This is a genomic window from Nocardia sp. NPDC051570 (genome assembly GCF_044454005.1).
In the GTDB taxonomy this organism is placed as follows: domain Bacteria; phylum Actinomycetota; class Actinomycetes; order Mycobacteriales; family Mycobacteriaceae; genus Nocardia.
This window is the reverse complement of the sequence record NZ_JBITDI010000007.1, coordinates 111,625-132,455: the sequence shown is the minus strand read 5'-3', so window position 1 is coordinate 132,455 and position 20,831 is coordinate 111,625. Positions and strand designations below refer to the sequence as shown.

General features: G+C 67.8%; 21 protein-coding genes. 12 read left to right on the top strand and 9 right to left on the bottom strand.

Going from position 1 to position 20,831, the window contains the following annotated elements; translation table 11 throughout:
- Positions 1-337 precede the first annotated feature (337 nt).
- Positions 338-757, bottom strand: coding sequence for a PPOX class F420-dependent oxidoreductase (locus tag ACIA76_RS19325; protein WP_397153196.1), 420 nt, complete (start codon positions 755-757; stop codon positions 338-340).
- A 108-nt stretch (positions 758-865) separates the two neighbouring features.
- Here ACIA76_RS19325 and ligA point away from each other — a divergent pair, with 108 nt between their 5' ends.
- Together ligA and ACIA76_RS19315 are read left to right on the top strand one after the other, a co-directional pair.
- Positions 866-2,944 (top strand): NAD-dependent DNA ligase LigA, encoded by a 2,079-nt coding sequence (gene ligA / locus ACIA76_RS19320; RefSeq protein ID WP_397153195.1) that lies wholly within the window; start codon positions 866-868, stop codon positions 2,942-2,944.
- A 73-nt stretch (positions 2,945-3,017) separates the two neighbouring features.
- Positions 3,018-3,518 (top strand): GNAT family N-acetyltransferase, encoded by a 501-nt coding sequence (locus tag ACIA76_RS19315; protein WP_397153491.1) that lies wholly within the window; start codon positions 3,018-3,020, stop codon positions 3,516-3,518.
- Here ACIA76_RS19315 and ACIA76_RS19310 read toward each other — a convergent pair.
- Positions 3,511-4,161 carry an amino acid-binding protein gene (locus ACIA76_RS19310; protein ID WP_397153194.1) on the bottom strand — a complete coding sequence of 217 codons (651 nt, stop codon included), beginning with the start codon at positions 4,159-4,161 and terminating at the stop codon, positions 3,511-3,513. The two genes, ACIA76_RS19315 and ACIA76_RS19310, sit on opposite strands and share 8 nt — an antisense overlap.
- Before the next feature lie 479 nt (positions 4,162-4,640).
- Between ACIA76_RS19310 and gatC the strand changes: the two genes are divergently transcribed.
- Entirely contained in the window at positions 4,641-4,937 is a 297-nt protein-coding gene (gene gatC / locus ACIA76_RS19305; protein WP_397153193.1) for an Asp-tRNA(Asn)/Glu-tRNA(Gln) amidotransferase subunit GatC, read from the top strand.
- Complete coding sequence (gatA, locus tag ACIA76_RS19300) at positions 4,934-6,403, top strand: Asp-tRNA(Asn)/Glu-tRNA(Gln) amidotransferase subunit GatA (RefSeq protein WP_397153192.1); 1,470 nt, start codon at positions 4,934-4,936, stop codon at positions 6,401-6,403. Before gatC ends, gatA begins: the two co-directional genes overlap by 4 nt.
- A gap of 83 nt (positions 6,404-6,486) precedes the next feature.
- On the opposite strand, the gene ACIA76_RS19295 is transcribed toward gatA, so the two are convergent.
- Both ACIA76_RS19295 and ACIA76_RS19290 read right to left on the bottom strand, forming a co-directional pair.
- A complete protein-coding gene (locus tag ACIA76_RS19295) occupies positions 6,487-7,617 on the bottom strand; it encodes a serine hydrolase domain-containing protein (protein WP_397153191.1) in 1,131 nt (376 codons plus the stop codon).
- A 20-nt stretch (positions 7,618-7,637) separates the two neighbouring features.
- A complete protein-coding gene (locus ACIA76_RS19290; protein ID WP_397153190.1) occupies positions 7,638-8,087 on the bottom strand; it encodes a MarR family winged helix-turn-helix transcriptional regulator in 450 nt (149 codons plus the stop codon).
- A gap of 132 nt (positions 8,088-8,219) precedes the next feature.
- Between ACIA76_RS19290 and ACIA76_RS19285 the strand changes: the two genes are divergently transcribed.
- A complete protein-coding gene (locus ACIA76_RS19285) occupies positions 8,220-9,659 on the top strand; it encodes an MFS transporter (RefSeq protein WP_397153189.1) in 1,440 nt (479 codons plus the stop codon).
- Positions 9,660-9,830: 171 nt separating this feature from the next.
- On the top strand, positions 9,831-10,568 hold the full coding sequence (locus ACIA76_RS19280; protein ID WP_397153188.1) for an HAD family hydrolase: 738 nt from the start codon (positions 9,831-9,833) through the stop codon (positions 10,566-10,568).
- On the opposite strand, the gene ACIA76_RS19275 is transcribed toward ACIA76_RS19280, so the two are convergent.
- Positions 10,527-11,237, bottom strand: a complete 711-nt coding sequence (locus ACIA76_RS19275) for a RibD family protein (protein ID WP_397153187.1) — start codon at positions 11,235-11,237, stop codon at positions 10,527-10,529. The genes ACIA76_RS19280 and ACIA76_RS19275 overlap by 42 nt on opposite strands.
- Positions 11,204-12,388 (bottom strand): helix-turn-helix domain-containing protein, encoded by a 1,185-nt coding sequence (locus ACIA76_RS19270; RefSeq protein WP_397153186.1) that lies wholly within the window; start codon positions 12,386-12,388, stop codon positions 11,204-11,206. The genes ACIA76_RS19275 and ACIA76_RS19270 overlap by 34 nt, the downstream gene beginning before the upstream one ends.
- Positions 12,389-12,570: 182 nt before the next feature.
- Here ACIA76_RS19270 and ACIA76_RS19265 point away from each other — a divergent pair, with 182 nt between their 5' ends.
- Positions 12,571-12,981, top strand: a complete 411-nt coding sequence (locus ACIA76_RS19265) for a hypothetical protein (protein ID WP_397153185.1) — start codon at positions 12,571-12,573, stop codon at positions 12,979-12,981.
- 13 nt (positions 12,982-12,994) lie between these two features.
- Here ACIA76_RS19265 and ACIA76_RS19260 read toward each other — a convergent pair whose 3' ends face one another.
- Both ACIA76_RS19260 and ACIA76_RS19255 read right to left on the bottom strand, forming a co-directional pair.
- Complete coding sequence (locus ACIA76_RS19260) at positions 12,995-14,395, bottom strand: alpha/beta-hydrolase family protein (protein ID WP_397153184.1); 1,401 nt, start codon at positions 14,393-14,395, stop codon at positions 12,995-12,997.
- Positions 14,392-15,159, bottom strand: a complete 768-nt coding sequence (locus tag ACIA76_RS19255) for a phospholipase A2 (protein WP_397153183.1) — start codon at positions 15,157-15,159, stop codon at positions 14,392-14,394. Before ACIA76_RS19255 ends, ACIA76_RS19260 begins: the two co-directional genes overlap by 4 nt.
- 167 nt (positions 15,160-15,326) lie before the next feature.
- Between ACIA76_RS19255 and ACIA76_RS19250 the strand changes: the two genes are divergently transcribed.
- The 5 genes from ACIA76_RS19250 (at position 15,327) to ACIA76_RS19230 (ending at position 20,610) form a co-directional block, all read left to right on the top strand.
- Entirely contained in the window at positions 15,327-16,583 is a 1,257-nt protein-coding gene (locus tag ACIA76_RS19250) for a sensor histidine kinase (RefSeq protein WP_397153182.1), read from the top strand.
- A 66-nt stretch (positions 16,584-16,649) separates the two neighbouring features.
- Positions 16,650-17,600 (top strand): undecaprenyl-diphosphate phosphatase, encoded by a 951-nt coding sequence (locus tag ACIA76_RS19245; protein ID WP_397153181.1) that lies wholly within the window; start codon positions 16,650-16,652, stop codon positions 17,598-17,600.
- A 9-nt stretch (positions 17,601-17,609) separates the two neighbouring features.
- Positions 17,610-18,269 carry a response regulator gene (locus ACIA76_RS19240; RefSeq protein ID WP_397153180.1) on the top strand — a complete coding sequence of 220 codons (660 nt, stop codon included), beginning with the start codon at positions 17,610-17,612 and terminating at the stop codon, positions 18,267-18,269.
- A 56-nt stretch (positions 18,270-18,325) separates the two neighbouring features.
- The gene (locus tag ACIA76_RS19235; RefSeq protein WP_397153179.1) at positions 18,326-19,468 is read left to right on the top strand and encodes a serine/threonine-protein kinase; all 1,143 of its coding nucleotides are present in this window, start codon (positions 18,326-18,328) and stop codon (positions 19,466-19,468) included.
- 47 nt (positions 19,469-19,515) lie between these two features.
- Positions 19,516-20,610 carry a MazG-like family protein gene (locus tag ACIA76_RS19230; protein ID WP_397153178.1) on the top strand — a complete coding sequence of 365 codons (1,095 nt, stop codon included), beginning with the start codon at positions 19,516-19,518 and terminating at the stop codon, positions 20,608-20,610.
- Here ACIA76_RS19230 and ACIA76_RS19225 read toward each other — a convergent pair.
- On the bottom strand, positions 20,600-20,776 hold the full coding sequence (locus tag ACIA76_RS19225) for a hypothetical protein (protein WP_397153177.1): 177 nt from the start codon (positions 20,774-20,776) through the stop codon (positions 20,600-20,602). The genes ACIA76_RS19230 and ACIA76_RS19225 overlap by 11 nt on opposite strands.
- Between the last annotated feature and the right edge of the window lie 55 nt (positions 20,777-20,831).

Genomic DNA, 20,831 nt, shown 5'->3' with positions numbered 1-20,831 from the left:
ACGATCGTCGAAGCTCGGGAAGCGAAACAACATGTCCGTCATCACCGTTTCCACGTCCGTAACGCAGATCGGTTCCGCTGCAACGGCTTTCGCGTCCGATTCATGGCATTGAGGCAGAGACCCGATCATTGCCTCGTGCTAGCATTCGATCCGGCTCGAGGTGCCGGATGACATGCGCCCGTCGCGCCGAAAGGTAGTCAAACGAAACAGTTTTCGGCTCCCGCGCCCCCCGAGTGCGCATGGAAACTAGATCATCGTCCGACCCGCGGCAAGATCCCCCTGCGCGTCGCGGACCCCCTATTGCGCCGCATCGGCATCGAACACCAAGCGGCAGAGGTTAATTCAGCATCCCGTAGGCGCGGGTCGGGGTGATGCGAGCCATCACCCGATGGTCGTCGACCATGGCGCGGCGATAGTCGTCCCAGTCCGGATGCTCGCCGCTGAGCGCGCGGTAGTAGGCGATCAGCTCCTCGACGGTCGGATCGCCGGGGCTCGCCGCGACGGGGGACAGTTCGACCTCGCCCTCGATCACCGCATAGGCCCAGAAGTCCTCGCGGGTGATGTGCAGGGCCGCCCAGGGCTCGCGGCGCAGATTGACGTACTTGGCCCGATCGGCGGTGATGGATATGCGGATCACGCCGTCCTCGCCCACCCAGTGCGTCACATTCGACAGTTGCGGGCGGCCGTTGCGTCGAATCGTGGTCAATACCGAGCGCGAGTGGGTGCGAGCGAGGGCGAGGGCGGCATCGAGTTCCATGCCGGATCCAACTGTGGGCGCGGACCCGGTGTTCCCGCCGCGAAACGGGGGCGACGTGCGCAGTTGGGTCTCGGGGGGTTGTCGGTGGGCTCCGCTAATGTGCCTGACGTGAACGAACCGGGAATCGAGCTGGCCGCGGCGACGGCCGACGAGCGGACGGAGTGGCAGCGTCTGGCGGAAGAGGTGCGCGAGCATCAGTTCCGCTACTACGTGCGCGACGCGCCGACCATCTCCGACGGCGAGTTCGACACGCTGTTCCAACGGCTGCTGGCGCTGGAGGAGGCACATCCGGATCTGCGTACCCCCGATTCGCCGACCCAGCAGGTCGGCGGCGGATTCGCGACCGAATTCGCCTCGGTCGACCACCTCGAGCGAATGCTGTCGCTGGACAACGTGTTCAACGAGGACGAGATGCGGGTCTGGGCGAGCCGGGTGGAGGCCGAGACAGGTCCCGATCTGCACTACGTCTGCGAGGTGAAGATCGACGGCGTCGCGCTCAACCTCGTCTACGAGGACGGGCGGCTGGTGCGCGCGGCCACCCGCGGCGACGGCCGCACCGGTGAGGACGTCACGCTGAACGCCCGCGGCATCGACGATGTGCCCGAACGCCTCGCCGACAGCGCCGAGTTCCCGATCCCGAAACTGCTCGAGGTGCGCGGCGAGGTTTACTTCCGGCTCGAGGACTTCGAGAACCTCAATGCCGCGATCGTCGCGGAGGGCAAGGCGCCGTACGCGAATCCGCGCAATACCGCGGCCGGTTCGCTGCGTCAGAAGGATCCGGCGGTCACGGCCCGGCGGCGGCTGCGCATGATCTGTCACGGCTTCGGCCGGATGGAGGGTTTCACGCCCGATTCGCAGTACGAGGCCTATCGCGCGCTGGCGGCCTGGGGGCTGCCGGTCTCCGATCACACCGTGCGGGTGCGGGGCGTCGACGCGGTGATCGAGCGCATTCGCTACTGGGGCGAACATCGCCACGATATCGAGCACGAGATCGACGGCCAGGTCGTCAAGGTCGACGAGATGTCGCTGCAGCGCCGCCTCGGTGCCACCTCGCGAGCGCCGCGCTGGGCGATCGCCTACAAGTACCCGCCGGAGGAAGCGACCACCAAACTGCTCGACATCCAGGTGAATGTCGGGCGCACCGGGCGGGTCACACCGTTCGCGGTGATGGCGCCGGTCACCGTCGCGGGCTCGACCGTCGAGATGGCCACCCTGCACAACGCGTCCGAGGTCAAGCGCAAGGGTGTGCTGATCGGCGATACCGTGACCATCCGCAAGGCCGGCGATGTCATCCCCGAGGTGCTCGGGCCGGTGGTCGACGTGCGCGACGGCAGCGAGCGGGAATTCGTGATGCCCACCCACTGTCCGGAATGTGGCACCGAATTGGCGTTCGAGAAGGAGGGCGACGCCGATATCCGCTGTCCCAATCAGCGCGACTGCCCGGCGCAGCTGCGGGAGCGAGTGTTCCACGTGGCCGGGCGCGGCGCCTTCGATATCGAGGCGCTCGGTGACAAGGCGGCGATGGATCTGCTGAGTTCGGGCGCGATCCACAACGAGGGTGACCTGTTCGACCTCACCGAGGACAAGCTGCTCACCACGACACTGTTCGCGAACAAGGACGGCGGCCTGTCGGCCAACGGCCGCCGACTGCTGGACAATCTCGCGGCGGCCAGGAGCCAGCCGCTGTGGCGGGTGCTGGTCGCGCTGTCGATCCGGCACGTCGGCCCGACGGCCGCCCGCGCGCTGGCCGCGGCCTTCGCCGATATGCGGCGGATCGCGGACGCCTCGGCGGAGGAGCTGGCCGCCGTCGACGGTGTCGGCCCGACGATCGCGGTCGCGGTGAACGAATGGTTCGCCGTCGACTGGCATCGCGATATCGTCGACAAGTGGCGGGCGGCCGGGGTGCGCATGATGGACGAGCGCGACCAGTCGATCGAACGTAATCTCGAGGGCCTGTCGATCGTGGTCACCGGTTCGCTGCAAGGCTTTTCGCGCGATGGGGCCAAGGAGGCGATCCTGATCCGCGGCGGTAAGGCCGCGGGCTCGGTATCCAAGAAGACGGCCTATGTGGTGATCGGCGACGCCCCCGGCACGAAGGCGGCCAAGGCCGAGGAGCTGGGCGTGCCGATTCTGGACGAGGACGGTTTCCGCAAGCTGTTGGAGAGCGGGCCGGAGGCCGTGGGCTGAGCGCGGCGCCGCGTGGGCGGATAACGATTCGCCCGGGCGGCGAGGGATGGTGATGATGGTAGGTGTGGGAGTGATGAAGGCGGACTTCGAGATTCGGGTCGCTCGGGCGGAAGAGTATGGGGCCGTGGGCGCGCTCACGGTCGAGGTCTATGTCGGTGAGGGCTATATCGATCCCGAAAGCCCTTATGCCACAGAGCTTTTCGATACCGAGACCCGAGCCCGGGCGGCCGAGGTGCTGGTGGCGGAGCGGGGCGGGGTCGTACTCGGCTCGTTGACGCTGGCGCGGCCGGGCACGCCGTATGCCGCCATCGCGCGGGCCGATGAGGTCGAGTTCCGGATGCTCGCGGTCGGCAAGCATGCCCGGGGTATGGGTGTGGGAACCGCCTTGGTGCGCAACGTGATCGAGACCGCCCGCGCCGAGGGCTTCGAGGCGGTCGTGCTGACCACCATGCCGCCGATGGTCGACGCGCGGCGGATCTACGATCGGCTCGGCTTCGTCCATGTGCCCGAACGGGATTGGACCGCGCGGCCGAATACGCCGCTGATGCCCGTGCTGCGATTCGGGCTCAGGTGAGGACCGTGGCCACTATCCCCGAGAGGTAGCCCAGCCGCGCGATCTCCGACGGCCGGAACTCCGGCCCGCCCGGGCGGCCCAGCAGCAGCACCTTGCCGGTGTTGCCGAGTGGAGCGGCGGCCAGCTTGGTGTCCATATCCTTCCAGATCTGCGGCACCCAGTCGGCCTCCGGATCGAGGGTCGCGGGCTTCTCGAGCGGCATCCACGGGGCCGAACCCGCCTGTGTCTCAGGCGCACTGGGGCTGCCCACCACCCGGTGGGCGCCCTGCGGGCCCATATCGATGACGGTGCTCCAGCCGACACGCAGCACGCGGGGCACGCCGTCGACGAGCACTTGTAATCGGTCGTCGCGGGCGCTGGCCACCTGATCGATCAGCTCGAGTTCACGATGGGTGTCGAGCATGCCGGAATAGGGGCGCAGCGAATCCACGCGGACATCGGCCAGCGATTCGGCCGCGGTGATCAGCGTGTCCGGTAGTGCGCCCTGCGGGACCTCCACCACCAGATCGTCGATCGCATAGCCGGCGCCGCGCTCGACCACATCCAACGAGAGGATGTCGGCGCCGACGGAGCCCAGCGCGAGTGCCAGTGAACCGAGACTTCCTGGGCGATCCGGAAGTTGCACGCGAAGCAGAAATGACACGTGCCTTCCTTTCTTCTGTGCGACCGAGACTCTCGGACGGATACCCGAGTCTCGCAATACTTACACCCGCGGTCCGTCGAATCGACTCGACCACTCGCGGTGACCACTGGCCATTGTCGGCCGAACAGGCCGTTTCGTGCCAGTGGAAGCCGGCGGACATTGACCTGTCAAGTCGTGGTCCCGCGCGTTCTTCCCGCCCGATCACCACAATCCCGGTACCCTGCCCGCACCCGACCGCCCCACGATTATGGCCGCCCCGCCTCATCATTCGGGCATCACCCCACGTGATCAATGTCATTCGACCTGTGCGGCACCCCATCCTCGATCCCGGCCCGCATCCCATCGCACACCGACTGCGGTCCCGGCCCGCATCCTTGCCCCATGATCCCGGCATGTCCTCGCCGGGATAGGCTGTATTCCGTCTCGCCCGGCGCCCCGGGCGAATCGTCATCTCGATCCTGTCGAAAGGGGTCCCCGCGGTGCCCGCCATCTCCCGCGACGAGGTCGCACACCTCGCCCGGTTGTCCCGGCTCGCCCTGACCGAGGAAGAACTCGACCGCTACGCCGGCCAGCTGGATTCCATCCTCAGCCACGTGCAGGTCATCTCTCAGGTCGCCGCCGATGTTCCGGCCACCGCCTCGCCGAATCCGACCGCGAACGTGACTCGTCCGGATGAGATCGCCGAATGTCTGACGCCCGAACAGGCGCTGTCGGGCGCACCGGCGGTCGAGGACCAGCGGTTCATGGTTCCGCAGATTCTGGGAGAGGGCGAATGACCGAGCTGACCAAGCTTTCCGCGGCCGAGCTGGCCGAGGGCATCCATAGTCGTGAGCTGTCCTCGGTGCAGGTCACCGAGGCGTATCTGCAGCGCATCGCCGATGTGGACGGCGAGATCAACGCCTATCTGCACGTCGCAGGCGAGCAGGCGCTACAAACCGCCGCCGAGGTGGATCGCGAGATCGCCGCGGGCACGGTGGCCTCGCCGCTGGCGGGAGTTCCGTTGGCGCTCAAGGACGTTTTCACCACCACCGATATGCCGACCACCTGCGCGTCGAAGATCCTCGAGGGCTGGATTCCGCCCTACGACGCGACGGTGACGACCAAACTGCGCGCCGCGGGCATCCCGATCCTCGGCAAGACCAATATGGACGAGTTCGCCATGGGCTCGTCGACGGAGAACTCCGCCTACGGTCCGACGCGCAATCCCTGGGATACCGAACGGATTCCGGGCGGTTCGGGCGGCGGCTCGTCGGCCGCGCTGGCCTCCGGTCAGGCCGCGCTGGCGATCGGCACCGATACCGGTGGTTCGATCCGTCAGCCCGCCGCGATGACCGGCACCGTCGGCACCAAGCCGACCTATGGCACCGTCTCGCGATTCGGCCTGGTCGCCTGCGCGTCCTCGCTGGATCAGGGCGGGCCCTGCGGGCGCACGGTGCTCGACACCGCGCTGCTGCACGAGGTCATCGCCGGATACGATCCGCGCGATTCGACCTCGCGCAACGTGCCGGTGCCGCCGGTGGTCGAGGCGGCCCGCCAGGGTGCGCAGGGCGATCTGCGCGGCGTGAAAGTCGGTGTGGTCAAGGAGTTGCACTCCGACAGCTATCAGCCCGGCGTCATTTCCTCCTTCGACGCCGCGGTCGCGGTGCTGAAGGATCTGGGCGCCGATGTGATCGAGGTGTCGTGCCCGCACTTCGAATACGCGCTGCCGGCCTACTATCTGATCCTGCCGAGCGAGGTGTCGTCCAACCTGGCCCGCTTCGACGCCATGCGCTACGGCCTGCGCGTCGGTGACGACGGCAGCCACAGCGCCGAACAGGTCATGGCCGCCACCCGCGCGGCCGGATTCGGTCCGGAGGTCAAGCGCCGCATCATGATCGGCACCTACGCCCTGTCGGCCGGATACTACGACGCCTACTACGGCCAGGCCCTCAAGGTGCGGACGCTGATCGCGCAGGACTTCGACCGAGCCTACGAACAGGTCGACGTCCTGGTCTCCCCGACCAGCCCGTTCACCGCATGGAAGCTCGGCGAGAAGGTCGACGATCCGTTGTCGATGTACCTGTCCGACCTGTCCACCCTCCCGACCAACCTGGCGGGCCACTGCGGCATGTCGGTGCCCTCGGGTCTGAGTGAGGACGACAACCTGCCGGTCGGCCTGCAGATCATGGCCCCGGCCCTGGGTGACGATCGCCTGTATCGGGTGGGTGCGGCCTACGAGGTCGCCCGCGGTCCGATCGCCTAGGGGCGCAAAGGTACTCGATGATCCCTGCACGGCCCTGGCGGGTCGCGCAGGGATCTCGTTCGTGGGCCGCCTGTCGATCCGCGCTATCGGCGCCCGTAAGTCTCTGCCAGCCAACCGCTTACGTCGGCGACAGTGCTCAACGCCTGGTCGTCGCCGCGGTTGGCGACCACGGCGAACATCAGATTGTCGGCGGGCGCCAACCAGGCCTCGGCGGTCCAGAGGGCGTTGCTGCCGGTATGGGTGAGCACGGGTCCGCCCGCCCAATCACGCTCGGCGACAAGCCAACCGGCCGCGTAGTCGCCGCCGGGCGGCGGTTGATGCAGCCGCGACATGGTAGCCGCGGACACCATGGTCGGCTCGCCGCGCGCGCCCGCGAGGTGTTGGCCGAGGAACAGGCCCCAGTCGGCGAGGGTGCAGTGCACGGTTCCGGCCGGGCCCAGCGCGGGTGGGTTGTCCGAGCCCGGATCGCCCGGCGGCATCGGTTCGAGGCCGCCGGTATGTCCCCAGGGCTGATCGACCGTCGAGGGGTCGCCGGGCGCGCCGAATCCGGCCGAGATCATCCGCAGCGGGGTGAAAAGCGCTGTGCGCATGAGGGTTTCCCACGGCATCGCGAACCGGCGCTCGAGGATCGCGCCGACGATCAGGTACCCGGCGTTGGAGTAGGCGAACTGTCCGGGCGCCTGAGCCGGTGGGCGGGAGAGGATTCCGCGCGCCACGGTGGCGCGGATCGCCGCCGGGTCGCCGCCCGCCGCCATGATCGCCCAGAGATCGTCGGGTGGATTCTCGGGTGTGCCGCCGCGATGATGCAGGAGCTGTTCGAGTGTCACCCCCGCGTACTGCGGATGGATCGGCTCCCCGGCGAACAGCTCGCCGAGGCGATCCTCGAATCGCAGCAGGGCGCGCTCGGCGGCCGCGCCGACCAGTGTGGCGGTCATCGCCTTGGTGTCCGAGCCCAGATGCCAGCGGTCCTCGACCGTCACCGCGGTCGGATCGCCGTGCTTGCGCACGCCGACCGCGGCGGCCGCGACGGGTTCGGGGCCGCGCCACACCGCGGCGGCGAGACCGGGCAGCCGCCCCTGCTCACGGAAGCGTTCCAGGGCGGCGGGTAGATCCTCTTCTCGTGCCGCGGGATCCGCGCCGGCGAGGATCAGGGGCAACAGGGGGAGCGCAATGGCCGGACGCAGCAGCGCCCGGCGGCCGAATCGCGAAAGCATAAGGGGCAGATTAACTCTCGCTACGGCCTGGGCCAGGGGCGACCGTCGAGACGTTCGATATCGATGTTGAGGCGCTTGAGGTAGTTCGCGAAGGCGGCCACATCCTCGGGCGACCATTCCCGCATAACTTGTTGCAGGCCTTCGATATTCGCGGCACGTTCCCCGTCGAGACGTTGCTCGCCGTGGGAGGTGATCCGGAACTTGCGGGCCATGCCGCCGTGCGGGTCGGGGATGCGCTCGACGAGGTCGGCGCGCAACAGGGCGGCGGTCTGGCGGTTGAGGGTGGACACATCCAGGCCGAAGGCGTCGCTGAGTTCACCGATGGACATCGGGCCGTCGATGACCAGGCGGCTGAGCAGGAGGTAGGCGCTGCGATCCAGGCGCGTGCCGCCGCGGCGATAGCGCTGGTTGATGGTGTAGCGACCGAGCAGCATGGTCTCGAATTCGACCAGGTGGGTGGGCTCGTCCATGCCGTCCTTCCCTCGATTCGCGCGGCAACGCGGTTCGAGTGAACCACATGCGAGCGGGGTCTTCGTGCGGATGTGCATTATGCATATTATGTGTACGCTGCACAGTATGGTTTCGAGGATCAGGAGAGTCGTGTGAACAGGGGTCCATCCGGGACGGGGATCGTCGGCGTGCTGGCATTGGCCGGTATCACCGCCGCGGTCACACAGACATTGGTGGTGCCGCTGCTCGGGCAGCTGCCGCAGCTGCTGCACACCTCGTCCGCCAACGCGTCGTGGGTGGTCACGGTGACGCTGCTGGCCGGTGCGGTCACCACGCCCATGGCCGGGCGGCTCGGCGATCTGTACGGCAAGCGGCGGCTGCTGCTGATCTCGGCGGTGCCGCTGATCGTGGGTTCGGTGGTGTGTGCGCTGGCCGGTTCGCTGCTGCCGATGCTCATCGGGCGCGGGCTGCAGGGGATGGGTATGGGCATCGTGCCGCTGGGGATCAGCGCCCTGCGCGATGTGCTGTCGGCCGAGCGGCTCGGATCCTCGATCGCGTTGCTGAGCGCGTCACTGGGCATCGGCGGCGCGCTCGGGCTGCCGATCGCGGCGGCGGTGGCGCAGCATTCGAATTGGCGGATGCTGTTCTGGGGGACCGGCGCGCTGAGTGTGGCGGTGGCCGTGGCGATCTGGTTCGTCGTCCCGCGAACCCCGGTGGCGGCCAAGGGGAGATTCGATCCGCTGGGCGCGTTGGGTCTGGGGATCGCGCTGGTATGCCTGCTGCTCGGCGTGTCCAAGGGAGCCACCTGGGGCTGGGGAAGTGGTTCGATCATCGGGCTTTTCGTCGCGACGGTCGTGGTGCTGGCGGTGTGGTGCTGGTGGGAGCTGCGCCGCCCCGATCCGCTGGTCGATCTGCGAGTGACCGCGCGGCCGCAGATCCTGCTGACCAATATCGCCTCGCTGGCAACGGGTTTCGCGATGTACTCCGCATCGCTGATCCTGCCCCAGCTGCTGCAGTTGCCGACGGCCACGGGATACGGCCTGGGCCAGTCGATGCTGGCGATGGGGCTGTGGATGGCGCCCGGCGGCCTGATGATGATGCTGGTCTCACCGATGGGCGCGCGCCTGTCGGCCGCGACGAGCCCGAAGGTCACACTATCGGTCGGCGCACTGGTCATCGCCCTCGGCTACGGAGCGTCCACCCTGCTCATGGGCTCGACCTGGGGCCTGCTGATCGCGGTCTGCATCATCAACAGCGGCGTAGGCCTGGCCTACGGCGCGATGCCCGCACTCATCATGGGCGCGGTCCCACTCTCGGAAACCGCCTCCGCCAACAGCTTCAACACCCTCATGCGCTCCATCGGCACCTCGGTCTCGGCCGCGGTGATCGGCGCGGTGCTCGCCCAGATGAGCACATCCCTTGGCGGACATACCATTCCGACCGAGAGCGGTTTCCGCACCGGATTGCTGATCGGCAGCGGCATCGCGATCGTGGCGGCGATCATCGCTGTGACCATTCCGGTCCGGCGGTTGGTCTCTACGGCAGGGCCGGCGAAGGAGGCGGCCGCAGCCCCGATGTCGGTGAACCGTTGACGCCGAATGCCCATTCGAGGCGTTCTCGGCTCAGGCGGCGGTGTGGCGGATTTCGTCGGCGACGGTGGCCGCCAGCCGCGGCAGGTCCGACAGCATCAACGGCCGGTCACGCTGACGCCTCGGTGTCGGTCAGCCTATAGCCGCGTATTCGCGTCTGCCAGAATGCACGGTATGTGTGCGGCCTACGGAGGACTCGTCGTCTGGGATGTGGACGGCACCTTGATTCCCGCCGACTTGCGTTGGCTCAGAAGGGCTGTCGCCCGAACGTATGAACTCCGCGAGGTGGATGTCGTCTTCCCCGCAGCCCGTGTGCACGGCTACACCGATGAGTCCATCGTCGCGGATACGGCCATCGCTTCGGGTGTCTGTCCGGAGGACGCGGAGCGCGGAGTTGTACGTTTCCCTGAGGTGCTAGCGCTGGTTATGGCCGAAGGGGAGCAGGAACTGGCGCGGGACCAGCCCGCCTATCCGGGTGCGGCCGCCGCGATCGCCGCCTTGGCCGAGCGCGGCTTCATCCAGACGGTGCTGACTGGAAACCTGCGCGTCGCTGGCGAATTCAAGCTCAGGGTCGCAGGTCTGGACTCGCATCTGGACCTGAGTATCGGCGGATTCGGTTCTGATGCGAGAGACCGGTTCGAGCTTCCCACCGTAGTCGGTGAACGCTTCGCCGCGCGGTACGGGGATTCACTCGATGCCGCCCGGACAGTCGTCATCGGTGATGCGCCGAACGATATCGCGTGCGCACGGCATGCGGGCTTCCACGTGATCGCGGTCGCGCACCGGATCAGTCGAGACGAACTCGCCGAGCATGCTCCGGATGCCATCTTGGACGAATTGACCTCGGGCGCTGTGGTTTCCGCTATCGAATCACTGATCGGGCGAGGTGTTCCTGGGGAGGTAGCGAAGTAGCGCAACGTCTCCGATCTGCGTCACGTCGATCAGCTGCATGCGTCGCCGTGATCCGCCAGGGAACTCGGCGGGGTTGACGAAGCGAGGGGCGTCGGGCTGGCCGACCAGAAGGGGCGCGACAGCGAGATGGAGTTCGTCGGCGAGACCGGCGGCGAGCATCGCTGTGTGGATGCTGGTGCCGCCTTCGACCATTAGCTGTTCGATACCGCGGTCACCGAGATCGTCGAGTAGTGCCTCGAATTCGATTGTCGTGCCGAGAGATACAACGACGGCAAGCTCGGCGAGCCGATCCCTCAGCTTCTCCGCGCCGGGATCCGTGGTGTACACGATCGGACGTCGTTCCTCGACGCCGTGGTGCCAGAACCTGGCGGCCGGGTCGAGATTGCCGGATGCGGTGACCACGACCTTTTGTAGATGAGCCGGTTTGCCCGCGGCGACGCGGGCGGCCAGACGTTCCTCGCGCTTGATGATCAGGCGCGGGTTGTCGCGGCGCAGAGTCTCCGCACCGATCAAGATGGCGTCGGACTCGGCGCGCACCTGGTCGACGCGATCGAAATCGGCCTCGTTGGACAGGTAGAGCCGCGCGGGAATCGTATCGTCGATGTAGCCGTCGATGCTGACCGCCACGGACAGGACTACATAGGGTCGAGACAACGTGTGTCCTTCCATGTTTCGAACTCCTCGACGAACTCGCCGACACCGGGCAGGCGACTCGCCGGATCGATCATCCCTGCCAAGGTGATCACCTTGTTCATGATGCGGCCCGATCCGGTTACGGTGCCGATCGCGAGGGCCTGTCTACCGAGTCGAGCGGCGGGTTCGATCTCTCCGGCGGCCATGTACGCAACCGCCGCCCGCGCCAGGTAGACACCGCGCTCGCGCGGGTAGCCCGCTTGCATCCGAGCGATCGCATCGGCGAATTGCTGTGCGGCAGTGGCATGTCGACCCAATTCGGCAAGGGTGTGGGCATGATGGGCGTCGATGTAGGAATGGTCGAGGAAGAAGCCCCACGCGGGATCGGTGGTGGCGCGGGCCACCAGCGTGCGGGCAGCGTCGTACGCGTGGGCACTGCCGGACCGGTCGCCGTCGAGAGCCGCGGCATGTGCGCCGAAGGTGACAGCGGCGGCAGCGAACAGGGAATCGGGTGGTGCGGTGCGCCGAGCCTGTTCGGCCAGCTCCCGTCCGCTCTCAAAATCGCCCATATCGCATGCCAATTGGCTCATCCGAACGAGTGAGAGCCCGATGCAGTAGGTGTCGCCGATTTGGTGCGACCAGGTGAGTGCCTTCTCCGCCCAGTGCTGGGCACTGGCAAAGTCTCGCTGGTCCTGGAATTGCCATGCCGCTGTTTCGGCGTACATGGCGAGCAGTCTCAGCACGGGTCGGGATTCGACCACCTTCGCTTTGCGCAGTGCCAGCATTCGAGCGATGGAACCGAGCACATCCGGCAGGGTCACTGCGGATCCATAGATGTTGTCGGATTCGATGATGGTCATTCGCTTGTCGAGGAAATGCCGTACATGGTCGACCCCGCTGTCCGCGAACGCCGCGACCAGCGGTCGGCTGGCCAGTGCCCCCTCAGTCGCCATGCCGAGAGCACCGGATTCGAGCATTGCGGCGGGCCTCGTGCTGACCTTCGCGGTGTCCTGGATTTCCAGGATCGACCAGAAGCGTTCTGCCACATCCACTCCGGCCTCTTGCAGCTTGCGGTCCATCCGGGCCGCATACGGCGGAGAGAGAGTGATCGTCGCACCGCGGCGCTCCCATTTCTTCACTGCTTCCACGGAAACGCCGACCGCCTCGGCGAATTGCTCCTGCCGCATTCGAAGCGCTTCCTTCAGCGCAATAGCTTCACGACCGGTCCACCGTCCACATGTCTTCATCCGCTGAGCCCCTTCTCACCGGGTCGAGTGCCCCGAGAGTACGCCCTCAGTGCACCGCGCGTACCTGGTCTGACCAGCAGTGCTGCGAAATGGTTGAGGTAGTCCGATCGATCCGGAGGTGAGTGGGCATGCCTGACGATGACAAGACATACCGCACCGAGGCGGACGGGTGGTCAGTTGTCTGGCGGTTGGATCACGGTGCTATCCAGATACTGTGGGTCGCCCGTGTTGGGGAGCCGGGTCCGCTGGCGGTGTTCGATCCGACCGAGCCGCCGGATCTGGTGGACATGCGGGAGCGATGGCCGAAGCTGGCCCCGTTGTGGGACGCGGTGCGCCGCGAGTACTGGGCCGGGCCCACCAGCGCGCAATCTCCGCGTATTCGTCAGCTGACCGAGAGAGCGAAGAGGGCGGGGTATCGGTTGGTCCGGGAAAGCCCGATGCCGTATGTCTGGCTGCTGGCCGACGTCATTGACGGTGAACAGGTCCATGTTGCCGACACGCTCGATGACGTCGAGCGATGGCTCGAGACCTGAAACCGGGGGTGGTTCAGCACGTTCCCATCGCGGTGCCCTGATCTATGCCATAGCGATGCCCATGGCCTGCGCTGGGGGCCAGGGCGGACATCAGGTCGGTGGAGGTTTGGATGAAGCTGATGACCGGGAGCCATTGGGGGCGTGGGGCATCCGGGCGGGTGTCGGTGAGGTCGGGGGCGTGCCAGAGCAAGCGGGGGGACCATTGGACTACCGGGTCGGAGGAGTTGGCGAGGATTGTGGCTCCGGCGTGGTGGACTCGGTCGGCGGGTGGGCCTGCCCAGAGGGCTGCGCAGAGGCGGTGGCGTTGGTCCTGGTCGTTGGTGAAGATCGCGCTTCCGGCTGTGGCGCCTAGGCTTTGGCCGTAGATGTAGAGGTGGGGTGGGTGGGGCATGGTCGAGAGGCGTTGTTCGATCGCGGTGAACAGGGTGCGGGCGGATTGTTCGGCGGCGGTGCGGCCGAAGACGAAGGTGGCCCAGCTGGGGGCCTCGGAGTATTGCAGGCCTACCAGCGCCACGTCGCCGCCGAAGCGTTGGTCCAGACCGGCGGCGGCGTTGGCGTCGATCCAGCCGGATCCGGTGGGCACGACCATGACCAGGTTCGAGCGGTTGAGGCCGCCCGAGCGTTCCAGCTCGCGCAGTGCGAGGGCCACACGGGAATTCAGCTCCGGTGCGGACTCCAGGCCCACATATACCCGCACCCCTCGAGCGGGTTGTCCGGAGACGAACTTGCGGCCCTCGGCACCGAGCGACGGCCAGCTGACCGCCGAATCTGCACCGCCCGAACGCGTATGGGAAACCGGTTGCACCACAGTCGGATCCATTTCGGCATTGGCGGACGCATAGGCCGTGCGACGCCAGTCCACGACGGCGGGCAGCAGCGCGAACTGGGTCGCCAGCACCGCCACCACCGCCAGCCCGGCGCTGCGCGCGAAGCCCAAACGCCGTACCAGCCAGCGCAATCCGCGTGCCAGGCCGATCGGTACCCCGGCGATCACCACGGTCAGCAGCGCACACCGCATCCAATACCCGATCCCGATCGGCGCGAAATCCATGGCCGCCCGCAACCGGTTCTGCCAGTGGCAGGCGTGCACGACGGCACCCGATACCACCACCGCCCCGACCGACGCGGCGGGCAGCCGATAGGCCGCCCACGGTCGATTGATATCGAAATCCCAGCGCCGCAGCAGCATTCGCGCCGACCCGGCCACCGCCAGGCAGACCGCGATCAGCACCCCGCCGACCATCGCCTGTGCCTCCGCGGTCCGGGGGAGCAGGGCGGGCGCCATCGACGCCGTCAGGCCGATCGTGATCGCCAGGGTGGTCCCGATGCGCGGGCCCGTGCGTGGCAGGCTCGGACGCGGGCGGCGCGGGTTCGCCTGCGGCCGCGCGGTTTCGGTGGCGATGGTCGAGGTCACTTCGGACTCCTCAGAGATTCGATGCGCGCCCGGCGCCGGATGACGACGAGGGCGGCGAGGGCGAGCAGCACCAGTACCGCCGGTGCGAACACGCGGAGCAGCTGCCAACCCAGGGCCTTGCCGGAAAGCTGTGTGCCGAACAGGTATTCAGGCATCGGAGTGGCGTAGTTCTGGCGGCGGGAGTTGAGGTCGACCGCGGTGCTGGCGACCGTCGCCATCGTGTCGCACTCCATGCGGGAGAAGCCGTCCGCGCGCACCGCGCAGACCGAATGCATCTGCTGCTCGAAGGATGCATCGATGCTCTGGCGTGCCCACGATCCCAGTGGCTGGCCATGCTGCTTGGCATAGCGCAGCAGGTCGTAGCCCAGATCGTGAGCCTGACAAGCGGTATCGAATTCGGCGGGCAGCGGGATCGGTGAGGAGCAGGCACCCGCGGGATCCACCAGCAGGCCCCTGCTCACCGTCGGCCGGTAACCCGCCGAGGCGGCGAAATCCGCCGGGACCACCGCGGACCAGGGCTGGACCCCGGCCAGTTCGACGACCGCCCGCTGCGCGTCCGGATTCTCCACCGCCGGTGTGTCGACACTCGCCGCCGCAGCCGCCGGAACGAATGCCATGGTGGACGCGCCGACGAGCCCGATCACCGCCGCGGCCGCCGCGAGGCGGCGCAGCACGGCGCGCTCGGTCGTGCCCGACGGATACTCGGCATGCGATCGGCGCGGCGGCCGAGCGTGGTTTCCGGGCTGCGGTGGTACTTCGCTCATGTCACGAAACGTTAGGAATCGGACGCCGAACAGGGCCTCACGCTGCGGATCGAATCCCGGACCGGTGCGTCGGGTGAGCCCGTGCCGCCTCTCATACCACCGTAGGGATGGCAGTTCACTCGGAGGTATGACGACGCGGGCGAGCAGGGGTTTCTAATGTCGTCACCATGGCTCGGATTGCGAAGACCGCGCGGCAGGTGACCCGGAAGACGCCGAAACCGGATCGGCTGCGGCTGTGGTTCGACACGTTCACGGTCGTAGTGGCCGGCATCTTCTTCTCCGTGGCATGGCCGACGCTGCACATAACCCATCAGGTGCCCGCGGCCGCGCAGCCGTTCATCGCGGGCCTGGCCGCATTGCCGTTCGTGCTGATCCGCGTGAATCCCGCTCTGGGATGGGCGATTTCGGCCGGATCGGCGCTGTTGATCGCGTTGGCGATCCCCAGTCAGCCGGGTAACCACATCCCGTTCCAGGTGGTGCATATCCTGGCGCTGTTCGCGCTGCTGTTCGCTGTCGCGGTACGCGCGCAGATGCAGATCGTGCTGGTGGCCTGGGTCGCCACGGCACTGCTGATGGCCACCACCATGGCCGGGGCCCAGGACTCGTTCGCCCAGGCCGCGTTCGGCTGGCCCATCGCCATGACCGGTCTGGTGGCATTCGGCCTGCTGGTGCGCTGGCTGCTGCTCTCGCGCAAGGCCCTGACCCAGCAGGCCGAGGAGAACGAACTCGAACGCGCGCGCCGGGCGATCCTCGAGGAGAAGGCCCGCATCGCCCGCGACCTGCACGATGTGGTGGCCCACCACATGTCGATGGTGGTGGTGCAGGCGCAGACCGCGCCGTACCGGGTCGACGACGTATCACCCGCCGCGCGAGCGGAATTCGAGTCGATCGGGTCGTCGGCGCGCGCGGCACTCAACGAGATCCGGTCCATGCTCGGGGTGCTGCGCAGCGACGGTCAGCTGCCCGAACACGCGCCGCAGCCCGCGGCCGTCGACCTGCTCGCCCTGCTGGACGGTGCGCGCCGGGCCGGGGTCTCGGTCGAGTGGACGATCGACGGTGCGCTGCAGGCGATTCCGGATACCACCGGCCTGGCGCTGTATCGGATCGTGCAGGAGTCGCTGGCGAATGCCTCACGGCACGCACCGCATTCGCAGGTCCGGGTGAGCCTCGCGGTCGGGCCCGATGCCGTGGACCTGGTGGTGGGCAACGGTCCGGGCGATGCTTCGGTGAATGTGGCGGGGGTGACGCCGGGCACGGGCATCGCGGGTATGCGGGCCCGGGCCGAGGCGATCGGGGGCACGCTCGTCGCGGCCCCGCGCGCCGACGGCGGATTCGAGGTGCGGGCCCGGCTACCACTGTCGGGCGATGATCCCGCGGATCCGGTCGCGGAGCCGGGGCCGGTGGGCTTCTTCGCGGTGGAGTAAGCGAGCAGCGCCCGAGCCCGGATCGGGTGCGGCATTCCCGGCGCGCCCGTGGGAGACTCGTTCACGATGCTCACCTACATCCAAGCCATCGTCATCGGTGCGCTCCAAGGCGTCACCGAACTGTTCCCCATCTCGAGTCTCGGACATTCGGTGCTGGTTCCGGCCTGGATCGGCGGTTCGTGGGAAAAGCTGGTCACCGACGGTGATTCCGCGAACGGCACGCCGTATCTTGCCTTCGTCGTCGCCCTGCATGTGGCCACCGCGCTCGCGCTGCTCGGCTACTACTGGCGCGACTGGGTCGAGATCATCACCGGATTCGTCACCACCCTGCGCACCCGCCGGATCGAAACGTCCTCACAGCGGCTGGCCTGGCTGATCGTGCTCGCCACGATTCCGGTCGGCGTGCTCGGCCTGCTGCTCGAGCATCCGCTGCGGACGATGTTCGCCACCCCGATCTACGCCAGTGTCTTCCTCGCTCTCAACGGCATCGTGCTGATCGTCGGCGAGGGGCTCAAGCGCCGCAACGCTCCCTCCCTGGCCGACTACGGCCGCCGCTTCGCCGAGAGCGAGGAGCGCGCGCAGGCGCGGGCGCGCGGCGCGGCGATCGAGGAGGACACCCGCCTGGAATCCGAGGAGCGGCTCGCCTCGCTCAGCGTCAAGGACGCCCTCGGTATCGGCCTGGCCCAATCCGGTGCGCTGCTGGCCGGATTCAGCCGTTCGGGCCTGACCATGGTCGGCGGCCTGCTGCGCGGTCTGGACCACGAGGACACCGCGAAGTTCGCCTTCCTGCTCGCGACGCCGGTCATTCTCGCGGCCGGTGTGCTCAAGATGCCGGAGCTGTTCGGCCCGCAGGGTGCGCAGATCCACGGCCAGGCGCTGGTCGGCGCGATCGTGGCCGGTGTGTCGGCGTGGCTGGCGGTGCGCTTCCTGGAGCGGTTCTTCAAGAGCCGCACGCTGCTGCCGTTCGCGGTGTACTCCCTGATCGTCGGCCTCGCGTCGATCGCCCGGTTCGCGTAGGGTCCGCACGTGTCGATCACCGTATTGATCGCCGACGATCAGGCGATGGTTCGGCAGGGCTTCGGAGCCCTGCTCGCCGCGCAGTCCGATATCAGCGTCGTCGGGGACGCGCCGAACGGCAAGATCGCCGTCGCCGAGGCCAAGCGGCTGCGCCCGGATGTGGTGCTGATGGATGTGCGCATGCCGGAGATGAACGGCCTGGACGCCGCCCGGGCGATCCTGGCCGCGGGTTTCGACCCGCCGGTGCGGGTGCTCATGTTGACCACCTTCGATATCGATGACTACGTGTACGAGGCATTGAGCCTGGGCGCCAGCGGATTTCTGCTCAAGGACGCCCCGGCCGACGAGCTGGTGCGCGCGGTGCGGGTGGTCGCCGAGGGGCAGGCGCTGCTGGCGCCGACGGTCACCCGGCGGCTCATCGCCGATGTCATGCGTCGTCGGGCCCAGCCCAAACCCGCACCGGCACTGGGTGCGTTGACCCCGCGCGAACGCGAGGTGCTCGAGCTGATCGCCAGGGGTATGTCCAACACCGAGATCGCCGAAACGCTCTTCGTCGCCGAACAGACGGTGAAAACCCATGTGTCCAAGGTGTTCTCGAAGCTGAATCTGCGCGACCGCGCCCAGGCGGTGGTGCTCGCCTACGAATCCGGACTGGTCACCCCGGGATGAGCGGTGCGCTCGGGTAGGATCGCGGTCTCTACCGTCGACGGAAGGGTGATCGCAGGGTGTTGAACAGCGGTGACGTGTTCGCCGGCTTCACCATCGAGCGGCTGCTCGGCCAGGGCGGCATGGGCTCGGTCTACCTGGCGCGCCACCCGCGACTACCCCGGCTCACGGCGTTGAAGCTGCTGAACCGAGAGCTGTTCACCGACGCCGAGATTCGCGCCCGCTTCGACCGCGAGGCCGATCTGGCCGCCCAGCTCGATCACCCCAATATCGTGGCCGTCTACGACCGCGGCATCGAGGATGATCTGCTGTGGATCAGCATGCAGTACGTCGACGGCGTGGACGCGGCGACGGTCAATCCGTACAGCATGCCGCCCGAGCGGGCGGTGCAGATCATCGAGGGCGTCGCCGCCGCACTGGATTACGCGCACAGCAGCGGCGTGCTGCACCGGGATGTGAAACCCGCCAACATCCTGCTGGCCCGCTCCGGCGGCGGTAAGGGGGAGCGAGTGTTTCTCACCGACTTCGGAATCGCCCGGCTGCGTGAGGATTCCACGCATCTGACCCAGGCAGGGATGTTCACCGCGACCCTGGCCTACGCCTCACCCGAGCAGATGACCGGGGCCGAGCTGGATCACCGCTCGGATCAGTATTCGCTGGCCTGCGCGCTGTACTGGATGCTGACCGGTTCGGCCGCCTTCGATTCCGAGGATCCCAGTGAGGTGATCCGCGGACATCTGCAGTTGCCGGTGCCCTCGGCCAGCGTGCGGCGGCCCGGACTGTCCCCGGCCGTGGACTCGGTGATCGCGCGGGCCATGGCCAAGCGGCCGATCGAAAGGTTCGCCACCTGTTCGGATTTCGCGGCCGCGGCCAAGCGCGCGCTGACCGTCGCGGCCGTGCGGGTACCGCCGCCGTTGCATGCCGTGCCGATCCCCCCGGCGACACAGTCGTTTTCGCCGCCTATGTCCGCATCGGTGGCCCTGGGCGGACCCCCGCCGCTGCCGCCGGGCCCGCCGGCCTTCGCCGGACCTGCCGCACCCCAGGGCTATTCGCCACCCCCGCCGTTCTATCCAGCCGATCCCGCACCGCCGCAACCGGTATCGCGCCGATCAGCCCTGCCCATGGGCTGGATCATCGCCGCCGCGATGGTGCTGGCGGTCGCACTGATCGTCGTCATCGTGGCGGTGAGCGCGGGCCGTTGAGGGTTCGGGCGTGCCCTCGCGGCGCGATTGTGCCATCGTGGTGACTCATGATCGGCGCACGGGTGATGCGAATGCAGTGGCGGCCGGACGCGGGCCGGCTGGTGACCCTGATGGCGGTGGGCTTCGGCCTGACCGTGGTGATCACGCGGCTGTATCTGATGGCCTCGGGATATCCGAAGATCGGCGGGCACACCTATCACATCGCGCATGCGCTGTTCGGCGGCTTGCTGCTGGTGATCGCGTGCCTGCTGCAGCTGCTGTCGTCGGGGCGCACGGCGATCGTCTGGACCGCGGTGCTGGCCGGGGTGGGGCTGGGCCTGTTCATCGACGAGGTCGGCAAGTTCATCACCGCCGATAACAACTACTTCTTCCCGCTCGCCGCGCCGATCATCTACCTGGCCTTCCTGCTCACGGTGGCCGTCGCCCGCTATGCGGCCCGGCGCCGGGTGCATTCGCCGGAACTGGCGCTGGGCGCGCTGACCGAGGAGGTCGGCGATATGGTCGCCGCGCGCATGTCCGTCCATCGGCGCGGGGTGCTGCTGGCCGAACTCGAGCGGGTCGATCGGGATCGGCTGGAATCGCCGCAGCGCGAACTCGCCGATGCGCTCGCGAACTATCTGAACTCCGTGCCGTGCGTCGAGACCCCGACCCTGGCCAGCAGGCTCGCCGGGATCGGCAGGCGCTTCGAGGACCGATATCTGCCGCTGCCCGCGTTGCGCACGGTGCTGATCGCGGTGCTGCTCGGCCACGCCGCCTGGACGGCCGTGCGGCTGGCGCTGGCCGTGGTGGTGCTCTCCGGCTGGCGCTCGCCGTGGTCCGAGCTGGATCGGATGCTGGACGTCACCCAGGGACACGGCTGGAAGTCGCTGGCGGGCTTGGGAATCGCCGCCGGGGCGGAGGTGGTGGTCGCGGTCGGTTGTGCCGCCGGCGCGATCGTGTGGTGGCGCGGCGACGAGGAACTCGGTGTGCGCCTGGGCATCTGGTCGGATGTGGTGTCGCTGACGGTGGTCAACGTGCTGGCCAGCTACTTCAGCCAGTTCCTCACGGTGTTCACCGCCATCGCCGAGGCATTGCTGCTGTGGGCGCTCGTGCGATACCGCACCCGTCGCCTCGGCGAACCGAGTCGCGCGGCTACGGCGTAGCGCGTTCGTCGAGGACCATATGCCCGGCCTCGACGAGGATGCGCCGGGCCCGTCTTCGCACCCGGCAATCATCGACGGTGCAGCACATATGAATCTGCATCGCCTCATGCGCCCGTTCGGGCGTGAGCGGCCCGGGATCGAGTGTGCAGTCGAAGATGTACATCATCGTGACAACCCAGCGTTCTGACATGCCGTGCGAGAACCGACATCGAAAAGGGTAT